10 protein-coding genes are annotated in these 12077 nt (G+C 64.4%); 5 read left to right on the forward strand and 5 right to left on the reverse strand.

The features are described 5' to 3' along the window. Positions 1 to 20 precede the first annotated feature (20 nt). Positions 21 to 635 (reverse strand): L,D-transpeptidase family protein, encoded by a 615-nt coding sequence (locus OXR00_RS06285; RefSeq protein WP_267387258.1) that lies wholly within the window; start codon positions 633 to 635, stop codon positions 21 to 23. A gap of 293 nt (positions 636 to 928) precedes the next feature. Between OXR00_RS06285 and OXR00_RS06290 the strand changes: the two genes are divergently transcribed. The 3 genes from OXR00_RS06290 (at position 929) to OXR00_RS06300 (ending at position 5812) form a co-directional block, all read left to right on the forward strand. Next, positions 929 to 1534 carry a murein L,D-transpeptidase catalytic domain family protein gene (locus OXR00_RS06290; protein WP_267387260.1) on the forward strand — a complete coding sequence of 202 codons (606 nt, stop codon included), beginning with the start codon at positions 929 to 931 and terminating at the stop codon, positions 1532 to 1534. 269 nt (positions 1535 to 1803) lie between these two features. Further along, positions 1804 to 3078, forward strand: coding sequence for a GDSL-type esterase/lipase family protein (locus tag OXR00_RS06295; protein ID WP_267387261.1), 1275 nt, complete (start codon positions 1804 to 1806; stop codon positions 3076 to 3078). A 43-nt stretch (positions 3079 to 3121) separates the two neighbouring features. Then, the gene (locus OXR00_RS06300; RefSeq protein ID WP_267387262.1) at positions 3122 to 5812 is read left to right on the forward strand and encodes a Tat pathway signal sequence domain protein; all 2691 of its coding nucleotides are present in this window, start codon (positions 3122 to 3124) and stop codon (positions 5810 to 5812) included. Here the strand turns inward: OXR00_RS06300 and OXR00_RS06305 are convergent. Then, the gene (locus OXR00_RS06305) at positions 5804 to 6187 is read right to left on the reverse strand and encodes a helix-turn-helix domain-containing protein (protein WP_242151557.1); all 384 of its coding nucleotides are present in this window, start codon (positions 6185 to 6187) and stop codon (positions 5804 to 5806) included. The two genes, OXR00_RS06300 and OXR00_RS06305, sit on opposite strands and share 9 nt — an antisense overlap. 101 nt (positions 6188 to 6288) lie before the next feature. Between OXR00_RS06305 and OXR00_RS06310 the strand changes: the two genes are divergently transcribed. Continuing rightward, complete coding sequence (locus OXR00_RS06310) at positions 6289 to 7350, forward strand: SDR family oxidoreductase (RefSeq protein WP_267387264.1); 1062 nt, start codon at positions 6289 to 6291, stop codon at positions 7348 to 7350. 113 nt (positions 7351 to 7463) lie between these two features. Here OXR00_RS06310 and OXR00_RS06315 read toward each other — a convergent pair whose 3' ends face one another. The 3 genes from OXR00_RS06315 to OXR00_RS06325 form a co-directional block, all read right to left on the reverse strand. Next, on the reverse strand, positions 7464 to 7757 hold the full coding sequence (locus OXR00_RS06315) for a hypothetical protein (RefSeq protein ID WP_267387265.1): 294 nt from the start codon (positions 7755 to 7757) through the stop codon (positions 7464 to 7466). A gap of 211 nt (positions 7758 to 7968) precedes the next feature. Further along, positions 7969 to 8211, reverse strand: coding sequence for a hypothetical protein (locus OXR00_RS06320; RefSeq protein WP_267387266.1), 243 nt, complete (start codon positions 8209 to 8211; stop codon positions 7969 to 7971). 59 nt (positions 8212 to 8270) lie between these two features. Next, the gene (locus OXR00_RS06325; RefSeq protein WP_267387267.1) at positions 8271 to 9017 is read right to left on the reverse strand and encodes a Crp/Fnr family transcriptional regulator; all 747 of its coding nucleotides are present in this window, start codon (positions 9015 to 9017) and stop codon (positions 8271 to 8273) included. 191 nt (positions 9018 to 9208) lie between these two features. Here OXR00_RS06325 and OXR00_RS06330 point away from each other — a divergent pair, with 191 nt between their 5' ends. Beyond that, positions 9209 to 12076, forward strand: a complete 2868-nt coding sequence (locus OXR00_RS06330) for a beta-galactosidase (RefSeq protein ID WP_267387268.1) — start codon at positions 9209 to 9211, stop codon at positions 12074 to 12076. Position 12077: the final 1 nt, after the last annotated feature.

The following is a 12077-nucleotide window of genomic DNA, read 5'->3' on the forward strand; positions in this document are numbered from 1 at the left end:
GCTACTATTGCGGAATAAATTTACCGAGCGGCGAGGACCGGTGACGTGCTGAACGAAGCGTCTGGCGTGACGGGCGCGTCGGGCGTCAGCGTCGGATCGGGAAGCGGCACACCAGCTTCCGGCATATCGATCGGCGCGTCGGTTACGGTCACCTTCGCGCCGAGCCGGGTCATGCCGAACAGCTTCTTGGCGAACGCCGTCGGCACACGCACGCAACCGTGCGACGCCGGATAGCCCGGATTGCGACCGGCATGAATGGCGATGCCGTCCCACGTCAGCCGCTGCATGAATGGCATCGGCGCATCGTTATAGAGGTTGGATTTATGCATCACCTGCTTTTGCAGGATCGTGAACTCCCCGGTCGGGGTATCGTGACCCGGTGCGCCGGTGGACACCGCCGTGGCGCCGATCAACTGACCATCACGATAGACGAGCGCGCGTTGTGACGCGATGCTTACCACGACGGAAATCCGACCCGCCGGGGCGGCTGCATCGTCCCACACAAAGTGCCCAGGCGTCAGCGACTCCACCGCGTCCTCGGCGATCGCGCCCTTGGCAAACGCCGGCGGCGCGACACACGCCGCAAAGCCAAACATCGCGGCGCAGATCAGCGCCTGTTGACGAAGGTTTCGCATCGACATACCTCATCATCTTACACACAACGGACAGAATCGCTCGGTTCGTCATCCTGTGAGACACAACGCACGACCCGCCGAGTTCGTGCCAGATTTTCAGCATCTTAACTTATGACGTTGTATCGCGTCCGATTGTGCATTGGTCGGGGTGAGGTGATCGGTAGAGCGGGAACAAACGCGCTTTCGTAAGTCAACGTCAACCAAATGTCTGGTATACGGCCGATATTCCTTGTTACGGAGTGGTTCCGCCAGTGCATGAATTTCCGGACGTCACGCCTTCCCGGCGTGCTTTGTTGAAAACTTCGCTCGTAGCTGCCGGGGTTGCAGCGCTTCCCGCCACCACCTCCAAAGCGTTCGCGGTCGCTATGTCGCCGACGACATCGACGCGCGTGGTCCGTCCCGAACTGTTCCGTCAGGCGATGGCGGCACTGCATCGTCATGGCAATCAGATCGCATTCAAGGATCGCATCGCGATCGCAGATTTTGCGGCACCGTCTTCCCGGCAGCGTTTCTATCTGGTCGATCTCGCGAGCGGCGCGACCAACAGCGTGCTGGTTGCACATGGCAGCGGCTCCGATCCGGCGCACACCGGGTTCCTGCAGCACTTCTCCAACGCGGACGGCTCGAATGCGTCGAGTGAAGGTACGTTCATGACCGCAGATTATTACGTCGGCAAACATGGCAAGTCGCAGCGGCTGATGGGGCTTGATCCCACCAACAACATGGCGCTGGCCCGTGCCATCGTCATCCATTCGGCATGGTATTCCAACCCCGACATGCTGACGAAGCACGGCCAACTGGGCCGCAGCCAGGGCTGCTTCGCGGTCGGCCAGCGCGACCTCGATCAGGTGTTCGCACGGCTTGGACCGGGCCGGATGCTCTACTCCGCCAAGATCTGACTGCCCGCCGGTCGCACGTCGCATGGACGTTCGACCGGCCGTTGCCTGCGACGACTATCGGCGGGCTCATAGTACCTAGTTTCGGTGCGCCCGAGCGGCGCCCTGCCTGACGACCTGATCAGGCGTAGCTGCAGTAGCTCGGCGCTGCCCACTACATCCTCAGATCAATTGCTCGCTGCGAAAGCGCTGATCCCGCACGTCCACGCTGGTAGCCATTGCATTTGATGGGACCGTGGATCATCATATGAAAATATGATCGGCGAGGATCCATGAGACACCTGCTATGGGCAGTGGCAATCGCAACGGTGTCGCCGACACCTGCTAACGCGCGAGCGCAGCGGATCGTATTTGGTGACCCTGCTCACACCGTCCCCGCGCACCCGGCGCGTGGCAGCGATTCTGTCAGGTTCAGCTTTGCCGGCGAGATGCCGCGCATCGAAAAAGGCGACGTACAAGGTGCGCGGCCATTCTTCGTGTCGATCGAAGAGGCGCCCGGCACCTACCGCGTTGCAGTCACGCTTGGGGGTTCATTGGCGAGCGACACCACTGTAAAGGCGGAACTGCGTCGGCTGATGCTGCTCGATGTCGGCGTCCCTGCCGAAGGTCGTCGGACCGTCGACTTCCTCGTCAACGTACGCACGCCGGAGATCGTTGGCGGCGGCAGCGTGCAGCTCAAGGCGCCGCGCGAAACGACGGCGGAAGCGGTGGCGTGGGACCGCCGGCTGACGCTGGAATTCAACGGTCGCGATCCTGCCGTCCGGGACATCACGATCACGCCGGTGTCGGTACCGGTCATCTATCTGCTCGGCGACTCTACGGTCTGCGACCAGTCCGGCGAACCCTATGCGAGTTGGGGCCAGATGCTGACCGCGATGATCGGGCCGGAGGCCGTGGTGGCCAATCACGGCGAGTCCGGCGAGTCCGTCGCCGCTTCGAACGATCGCGGCCGCTTCGCGAAGATCCTTGGCGAAATCCGGCCGGGTGACCTGTTCGTCGTGCAGTTCGGCCATAACGACATGAAGGACAAGGCCAAGGACCCGCAAGCTGCGTTGAAATATCGCGACGGGCTCGTGGCGTGGGCGCGCGCGGTGCAGGCCAGGGGCGCGCGCGCGGTTATCGTCACGCCGATGAACCGCCACAGTTTCGTGGCGGGCCATGTCGTCAACACGCTGGAGGACTATCCCGAGATGGCGCGAGAAGCGGCGCGGATCAGCGGCGCGCGGCTGATCGATCTCAACGCGCAGTCGAAGACGCTGTACGAGGCGTTCGGCGAACAACCCTCCCTCGCGCTGTTCAAGCACGATGCCGATGGCTCGAACGCCGACACCACCCACCACAGCCCGTTCGGCGCATGGGAACTTGCCCGGATCGTCGCAAGCGATCTCGCCGGTGCCGGATTGCCGGTGTCCGCTGCGGTGAAGCCCGCGTTCCGCAGCTTCGATCCCGCTCATCCTGATGCCTTGGCCGACTTCCACGTACCGCCCAGCCCGAACAGGCTGATCATGCGCCCGCTCGGCGACGATGCCCACAAAGGTCCGCTCTGAACTGCGCGCAACATGCCAGACGACACAAGATAAGGAACACGCCGTGGAATATCGTCCGACCCGCCGCCGCCTGCTCGAACATAGCGCGCTTGCGGGGGTGGGACTTGTGCTTGCCCCGCATCTCGCGAGGGCTGCGCGGGCAGCGGCGCCCTCGGCCCGGCTGACCTGGCTGGCCGGGACACCACCACTGCCGACCGGAACCGCGTGGGGGGTGCCGTGGCCACGCGGCACCGTGCGGCGGTCCGACAGGGTCATCGTCCGGAATGGCGAGGCGGCGATCCCGGCGCAAACTTGGCCGATGGCCTATTGGCCGGACGGATCGGTGAAGTGGACCGGACTCGCCGTCGCCGCCACCAGCGACATCGGCGACCTGACCGTCGGCATCGGCCACCAAAGCGGCCCACACCCGGCCACACCGCTTGTGGTCGAGCAGAACGCACAAACCGTGATTATCCGCACCGGCGCGCTGACCGCGACGATCGATCGGACAGGCGACACGCTGGTGCGCTCGCTCATCGTCGATGGCCGCGAAGTCGCCCGGGACGGGCGGCTGGTTGTGCTGCGCGAGGATCGTTCACGCGAGCCGGCGGAGGGCGTGGTGCGCGAGGAACGATTCGTCAGCCGCATCACGCGCGTCACCGTCGAGCAGGCCGGGCCGGTGCGCTCCGTGGTGCATATCGAGGGTACGCATAGCGGCGCCGGCGGTCGTTCATGGCTGCCCTTCTCGGTGCGGCTGTACTTCACCGCCGGACTGGGCTCTGCGCGGATGGTGCATTCGTTCGTATTCGACGGCGACCAGAAAACGGATTTCATCAAGGGCATCGGCGTGCGTTTCGCGGTGCCGTTCCGCGACGAGACGCACAACCGCCACGTCCGCTTCGCGACCGACGGGGATCATGTCTTCGCCGAGCCGGTAGTGATGATCCCCGGCTATCGCCCATCCGCGATGAAGGACGCCGCCGCCGGGGAACGCGCGCAGTTGCTTGGGCAGCGGCTCCCCGCGCTCGCCCAATTCACCGAGAAGGAGCGCGCCAATCTCGCCAGCACGGCGGTATGGGAAGACTTCAAGCTCAGCCAGCTCAGTGCCGATGGCTGGGACATACACAAGCGCACCAACGCCGCGAGCGCGTGGTTGCAGGTGACCGGCGGGCAGCGTGCGGGCGGTGTCGCCTTTCTCGGCGACGTGTCGGGCGGGCTCGCGATCGGTCAGCGCGACTTCTGGCAGAAATATCCCGCCGCATTCGAGATCCTTGGCGCCGCCGGTGACGCGGGCACCCTCACCGCTTGGCTTTGGTCGCCCGATGCGGTGGCAATGGACCTGCGCCACTACGACACCAAGGGCCACGGCCTTACAGTCACCTACGAAGACTATGAGGAGGGTCACGCCGACGCCTACGGATGCGCCAACACCTCCGAACTGATGCTGTGGGCGTGCGCCGACACGCCCGCGCCCGATACGATCGACGCAATGCGCCGCGTCACGCACAACCCGCCGCTGCCGATCTGCGCGCCCGAGCATTATCATGCCACCGAAACGCTCGGCTACTGGAGCCTGCCCGGCACCGCCGCGCCTGGCCTCACCGCCGCCGAGATCGCGTCAGCCGACACGCAGCTCGACCGCGCGTTCGGCTTTTATTCGGGCGAAGTCGAGCGACGCCGCTGGTATGGTTTCTGGGATTATGGCGATTATCGCCGCACCTACGATCCGATCCGCCATCAATGGATGTATGACATTGGCGGCCACGGCTGGAACGAGACCGAGCTGATGCCGAACGTGTGGCTGTGGTTCGCGTTTCTGCGAAGCGGCCGGGCCGACATCTTCCGCGCAGCCGAAGCGATGACACGCAACAACAACGAAGTGGACGTGCATCACATCGGCCCCTTTGCTGGTCTGGGCTCGCGCCACAACGTCAGCCATTGGGGCGATGCCAAGGAAGCGCGTATCAACGAGGCGTTCATCAAACGCTTCTTCTACTATCTCACCACCGACGAGCGCACCGGCGACCTGTTGCGCGAACCGCTCGCCACCGTGGAGGCGTCGATCGCGCGCAATCCGCCGCTGCGCAAGATCGCGCCGCGCCCGGATGTGCCCGCGCCCCAGGCGTTCCTGCGGGTCGGGCCGGACTGGCTTGCGCTCGCCAGCAACTGGCTGGTCGAATGGGAGCGCACCGGCGACACCCGTTACCGCGATTATTGCCTGACCGGAATGCGCGATATCGGTGCGATGGGCGACACCTTCCTGAAGGACGATGCCTTCGCGTTCGATCCGGCTACCAAGCACCTGCGGTCGGTCGGTGCGCCCAACCAGAAGCCGAGCCAGTTCCTGTTCCTGTTCGCAGGGGACCAGATCGCTGTCGAGTTACAGGCGCTGATCCCCTGCCCGCCGTTCACGCAAGCCTGGGGCCGGCTGTGCGAACAATTTACGCAGGGCAAGCGCGCCAACTGGTATTTCGAGCCGCGTATCACCGCCTATGCCGCCAATTTCAACGGATCGGCGGAGCTGGAGGCGAAAGCGTTGGCGCTGTACCGCGCGCTGCTGAAGTTTGGCGATGCCGACTATTTCCGCGCGACGCCGGAACGGTTCACCGGACCGTCGACGGTGCAGGAAACGCTGGAGAACCCCGGCACCAGCACGTTCACGCCCGCGCTGGCGATCCCGGAGGTTTCGCAATGGGCGATCAACCTGATAACCGTGCCGGTATTGCTGCGGAAATTCGCCGGCACCTCAGGCTGAGCGCCGCGACGTCGGTCGCGGCCCGAGCGCGTCGAGCGCATCGGCATTGTCGCGGCCCCAGGCGTAGAGCATTTCGACCGGCTCGACAAAGCGGAGCCCGAGCGCCGTCAGTCGGTATTCGACGGCGGGGGGAATCGTGCCCTGCACGTGGCGTGAGACGAGGCCGCTCGTCTCCATGTCGCGCAGCGTCTGGGTCAGCATCTTCTTGGAGATGCCCGGCAGACTGCGCATCAGCACGCCATTACGCGCCACGCCGTCATGGCGGGCGTGCAGCGTATGCAGGATCATGCTCGTCCATTTGGTGACGAACAGCTCCATTACGCGGCGCGGCGCGCAATCCTCGCGCCAGCTATCGTCGGGTGAACCGGGTTGCATGGGTGGATACCTCCGGGTGCCTATGTCCCCAAAGGGTGCCGTCTAGAAGGTCGGCGCGGCCATGCCTAGCTGCGATGTGACAGACATTCAGGAGCATGATGATGGCCAAAACGGCATTGGTAGCGGGCGCAAGCGGGATCGTCGGCAGCGCGACAGCTGGGTTGCTGGCGGAACAGGGTTGGACCGTGCACGGCATTGCGCGACGCCCGGTCGAACAGGCGGGGGTTCAGCCGCTGGTCGCGGATCTTCAGGACGCCGCCGGCACCGCAGAGGCGCTGAAGGACGTGCAGCCAGACGCGGTATTTATCACCACTTGGTTGCGGCAGGATAGCGAGGCGGAAAATATCCGCGTCAATTCCGCGATGGTGCGCAACCTGCTCGACGGCCTGCCCAAGCCGACTGGCCCGCGTCACGTCGCGCTGGTGACGGGCCTGAAGCATTACCTTGGGCCGTTCGAGGCGTACGGCAAGGGCAGCCTGCCGCAGACCCCGTTTCGCGAGGAACAGGACCGGCTCGACCTTGAAAATTTCTATTACGCGCAGGAGGATGAGGTGTTCGCCGCCGCCGCGCGGGATGGCTTCACCTGGAGTGTCCATCGCCCGCACAGCGTGATCGGCAAGGCTGTCGGCAACGCGATGAACATGGGCACCACGCTTGCCGTCTACGCGACGCTGTGCCGCGAGACCGGGCGGCCGTTCACCTTCCCCGGTTCGGCGGCGCAGTGGTCGGGCCTGACCGACATGACCGACGCCGGCCAGCTTGCGCGGCACCTGTTGTGGGCGACCGAAACCGAGGCTGCGCACAACGAGGCGTTCAACATCGTCAACGGCGACGTCTTTCGCTGGCAGTGGATGTGGAGCCGGATCGCGGACTGGTTCGGCGTCGCGGCGGCACCGTTCGACGGTACCGTGCGCCCGCTCGAGACGCAGATGACGGACGATGCGGCAGTGTGGCGGGAAATTGCCGCGCGCGAAGGGCTGGCCGAGCCAGACCTCAGCCGTCTCGCGTCCCCGTGGCATACCGACGCCGACCTTGGCCGGCCGATCGAGGTGGTGACCGACATGTCGAAAAGCCGGCGCCTCGGCTTCACTGCGTACCAGCCGACCGATGATGCGTTCTTCGCCCTGTTCGAACGGCTGCGCGCCGATCGCCTGATCCCTTGACGAAGGTATGTGCCTGACAGCGGCGCCTGACCGCCGCCGCTGTTAGGCCTGCCATGTGCATTGCTGCCGCTAAGCAGCGTCAGGCCCTCAACCTTGGGCGCAGCATCGCGTTACTAGTCTTGCGAGGGTGCGTTCTTCTGGTCACCGACCTTCTGGTCGCCGAGTTGTCCTGAGCCGTGGTAGGCCTGCTTGGTCTGGCCGCCATGGCCGAGGAAGTCACCCGGTGATGTGCCACCGTCATCCTTGCCAGTGTGCGGATTCGGATATGCGCCACCAGCCGATTCACCGCCCGGCATCTCGCCCGATGTCACGTCGCCGGCGTCACTATGGGGGTTCGGCGGCGCACCCGCGCCGTTCGCCTGCACCGGCTGCTTGCCGTCTTCGCTGTGTTGGGTTGGGTCCGCCATGTCGGTGTCCTCTCAAGTTAAAGCCCGTTCAGGCTACCAGGTCGAAACGCGCGGGCGGCCAAGACGATGCAATCACCCGCCAAATGCAGACGGCAACCCGCCAATTCCGGTGACCACCGCCATCACTCGCCGTAAGCGCCCGATGGACACCACATGGTAACCGGATCAAACTGACTGCCCGCCGTTCCTGATCGAGCGCAGCCGCGCCTGTTCAAATGTCGTGAATCTTGACAGCGTCGTGGAAGTCGATCCGCTCAAGCACCGTGCCATCGTCATCCGCGATATCCAGATACCCGCGCAGATCCACCTTCCCTTCGAGCACTTCGGCGCTGAGAAAAGAGCGGATCCCTGCGATCGCTTTGGCGCGTGCGATGCCGATATCGCTATACTCGCTACCCTCCTGGTCGAGCGTCTCGCCAGTGTGGTTGTAGATATGAAGATGATAGCGCGGCATGCCCAAAAAATGCTCCTGCCGCGTGGAGGTTTCAGTGGTTGATTTGCGTTAGCACGATTTTACGTGCGATCGTCTCGGGCCAGCTGGAGATACGCTGGGTCAAATTCGCCCAGATAAGCAAGCCGCTGAAAATCCAGAATCCGCACGGAGTTAGCCTCCTTGACCGCGATATTGTCCTCGCGCAGCCGCTTCAGCACGCGGTTGAGGTGAACGGGGGTCAATGCCACCGCATCGGCAAGATCCGCCTGCGTGATCGGAAACGGATATTCTTTTTCGCTGCCGAGCCCGTTAGCCTGGTGTCGCGTCGCCATCTCTGCGAGCAGATGGGCGACGCTGGCGAGCGCATCCTTGCGACCGATGTTGACGGTCCACTGCGCCAGGATGTTCGCGTCGGTAATTGTGTCACGCCAGAACGCCATGCCCAGCGCGGGATAGCGCTCGACCAGCTCCCGCAACGTGTGGTGCGGTATGCGCAAGATACGCGTCGGGCATAGCGCATGCAGCGCCCAGGTAACGTTGGGCTCGACGACGGAGAACAGGTCGGCCAGATCGCCTGGAATGTGCAGCGCGACGAAGCTGCGCGCGCCGTCCTGAATTTGCGCGAACCGCGCGACCATCCCGTCAACGACCAGACAGGCATGACTCAGCCGGTCGCCGACCCGCACGAAATCTCGCTCGACATCGTCGATCTCCGACACTCTGGCCAGATCCAGAACCGCCGCCCGTTCGGCATCGCCCAGCGACGACCGCAGAACAAGCCGGTTGAGAAACAGCGCGATCGCCTCGTTTGTCGTGCAACGGGCCATGCAGCGGCTCCTTTCGCGTTTAGATCAAGCCTTATGACTGGCATCTCAGGCATGATCGTTCCACGCCGGCCATTGTTCCGGCCGCGCGCGGTTCCCTTGCCAATCCACCCTGTCGGGTTAATGCCTTGCCCCGAAAACATGGGCGGCTTGGGCGAACGCCCAGTTGCGCTCGATACAGAGGGAGAATGACGATGGCGAAATGGGCTCGGCCGCTGCTGTTGGGCAGCGCGGCTTTGTTGGCGGCGCCGTGCGGCGCAGCCCCGACCCCGCCCGCGTTCGTGGCAACCAGCCACCGTATCGACATGGATGGCTACAGCTTCAAACTCGACGGCAAACGCGTCTACATCTGGTCGGGCGAGTTTCATCCCTATCGCCTCCCCAGCCCGGATCTGTGGCGGGACATTCTGCAGAAGATGAAGGCCGCCGGCTTCAACGCGACCTCGATCTACTTTTCCTGGGGCTATCACAGCCCGGCACAAGGCGTGTACGATTTCACCGGCGTCCGCGACATGGACCGTCTGCTCGACATCGCGGCGGAAGAAGGCGTGTACGTCATCGCCCGTCCCGGTCCGTACATCAACGCGGAGGTCGACAGCGGCGGCTTTCCCTTGTGGCTGACCCGCCACCCCGTCCGCAACCGCAGCGACGATCCGGCCTATCTTACGCTTGCCGACGAGTGGATGGCGAAGATCGACGCGATCATCGCCCGCCATCAATATTCCGACGGTCGCGGCAGTGTGATCGCCTACCAGGTCGAGAACGAATATTACCGCGGCGATCAGCCGGGCGCACGCGCCTATATGGAACATCTGAAGGCGCAGGCGACGGCGCACGGCATCACCGTGCCGTCCATCGGCAATCACGATGCCAATTTCGTCTCCGGCACCGGTGCGCTGAAGGTCGATGGTTGGGATTATTACCCGCAAGGCTTCGATTGTTCGCACCCGGACGTGTGGAAGCCGGTGCCCGACATGGCGATAAAACGCGTTCCCGATCAACCGCTCATCACGCCTGAATTTCAGGGCGGCGCATTCGATCCCTGGGGTGGTCCAGGCTATCCCAAATGCGCCACGCTCATCAACGACCGCTTCGCAAGCGTGTTCTACAAACAAAACATCGCCGCCGGCGCGACGCTCCAGAACTTCTATATGGTGTACGGCGGCACCAGTTGGGGCTGGCAGGCGATCCCGCAAAACTACACGTCCTACGACTACGGCGCGGCAATCACCGAAGGGCGCCAGTTCGACGCAAAATACGCTGAGGACAAGCGGATCGGCTATTTCACGCAGGCCGTTGCGCCGCTGACGATGACGGTCGGCGCACGCTCGGCGCGGTTGGACAACAAGGCGATCGTCGATATCGCGCGTCGCAATCCCGAAACTGATACCCAGTTCCATTATCTCCGTCACGCCGATTCAACCACGAACGCGGTCGACAACGTCCATCTCGACCTGTCGATCGCCGGGCGGCGGTACAAGCGCGTTCCGCAGGCGCCCGACACGGCGATCACCCTCAACGGGCGGCAGGGCAAGATCCTGCTCGCCGGCTATGCGCTCGGGCCGACGACATTGGTCTATTCGACATCGGAGTTGATGACCCACGCATCGATCGCCGGACGGGAGGTCGCGCTGGTCTACGGCGATGCCGGCCAGCCGGGCGAGACGGTGCTGCGCGCCGCAATACGCCCCACAGTCGAGGTTCTGGACGGTAATGTGGCGCAGGACTGGTCGGATGGCGACCTGCGCCTCAACTACACGCACGGCGGTGTTGCACGGGTCCGCATCTCCGGCGCAGGGTTCACCCGGCCGCTGCTCCTGCTGATCGCTGACAAGGACGCGGCGGCGACGTTCTGGCGGCGCGACACGGCGGCGGGCGCGGTGCTGGTGCGCGGCACCCACCTGCTGCGCGGGGCTGTGCTTGCAGGCGGAACGCTCGATCTGTCGGGCGATACCGGCAGCGATGACAGCTTCGAGGTGTTCGCCGACACCGGCACGATCCGCTGGAACGGCGTGGCGATCCACGGTCGCACGACACCGAGCGGCAGCATCGCCGCGACGCTACCCATCGCGCGGCCGGTCAGATTGCCCGCGCTCGCCTGGCGGATGCACGAGGAAGCGCCGGAAATCGAACCCGGCTTCGACGACAGCGGCTGGACCAAGGCCGACCGCACCGTCACCGCCAGCATCACCAAACCCGAGGCGCTGCCGGTGCTGTTCGCCGATGATTACGGCTTCCACACCGGCAACATCTGGTATCGCGGCCACTTCCAGGCGGATGGTGCGACCGGGGTAACGTTGAAAGTGATCAGCGGCGGCAAGGCCGGCGCGGTCTCGGCATGGCTGAACGGGCAATTCCTTGGCAGCGTTCAGGGCGAAACGCTGGAGAAGACCTTCGCCTTCCCGGCCGGCGCGTTGAAGGCGGGCGGCGACAATGTGTTGTCGGTGCTCACCGTCAACATGGGGCATGAGGAAGATTACGACGACGGCAGCGACAACCGCACCGCGCGCGGCCTGACCTTCGCCACGCTGAGCGGTGGCACCGGACCGATTACGTGGCGCTTGCAAGGTGTGCGCGGCGGTGAGGCTCTGGTCGACACCGTGCGCGGTCCGATGAACAACGGCGGCCTGTTCGGCGAGCGTTCGGGCTGGTCGCTCCCCGGCTTTCCGGATCGTGGCTGGCAGCCGGTATCGCTACCCGCGTCCGCCACGAAGCCCGGTATCACATGGTATCGCAGCACCGCGCGGCTGGCGCTGCCGAAGGGGCAGGACAGTTCGATCGCACTCGACATCACCGATGATGCCGCGCGACCATACCGCGCCACACTCTTCGTCAATGGCTGGCAGATGGGCAATTATGTCAGCCAACTCGGGCCGCAGCACCGCTTTCCGATCCCGACGGGTATCCTCAATCCCAACGGTGCCAATACCATCGCAATCGCGGTATGGAATACTGAGGCCGGTGGCGGCCTTGGCCGCGTGTCGCTGGTCGATCTCGGATCGTACAGATCGTCGCTGCGCGTGGGGATGGTGCCATCGCCCGGTTACAAAGCGGGCCGGTAAG

The organism is Sphingomonas sp. GC_Shp_3, assembly GCF_026540945.1.
Classification (GTDB): Bacteria; Pseudomonadota; Alphaproteobacteria; order Sphingomonadales; family Sphingomonadaceae; genus Sphingomonas.

Bases quoted from the DNA above. Each gene is read 5' to 3' on its own strand.
- OXR00_RS06285 (WP_267387258.1), bottom strand. From the start codon at position 635: ATGCGAAACCTTCGTCAACAGGCGCTGATCTGCGCCGCGATGTTTGGC.
- OXR00_RS06295 (WP_267387261.1), top strand. From the start codon at position 1,804: ATGAGACACCTGCTATGGGCAGTGGCAATCGCAACGGTGTCGCCGACA.
- OXR00_RS06305 (WP_242151557.1), bottom strand. From the start codon at position 6,187: ATGCAACCCGGTTCACCCGACGATAGCTGGCGCGAGGATTGCGCGCCG.
- OXR00_RS06310 (WP_267387264.1), top strand. From the start codon at position 6,289: ATGGCCAAAACGGCATTGGTAGCGGGCGCAAGCGGGATCGTCGGCAGC.
- OXR00_RS06315 (WP_267387265.1), bottom strand. From the start codon at position 7,757: ATGGCGGACCCAACCCAACACAGCGAAGACGGCAAGCAGCCGGTGCAG.
- OXR00_RS06320 (WP_267387266.1), bottom strand. From the start codon at position 8,211: ATGCCGCGCTATCATCTTCATATCTACAACCACACTGGCGAGACGCTC.
- OXR00_RS06325 (WP_267387267.1), bottom strand. From the start codon at position 9,017: ATGGCCCGTTGCACGACAAACGAGGCGATCGCGCTGTTTCTCAACCGG.
- OXR00_RS06330 (WP_267387268.1), top strand. From the start codon at position 9,209: ATGGCGAAATGGGCTCGGCCGCTGCTGTTGGGCAGCGCGGCTTTGTTG.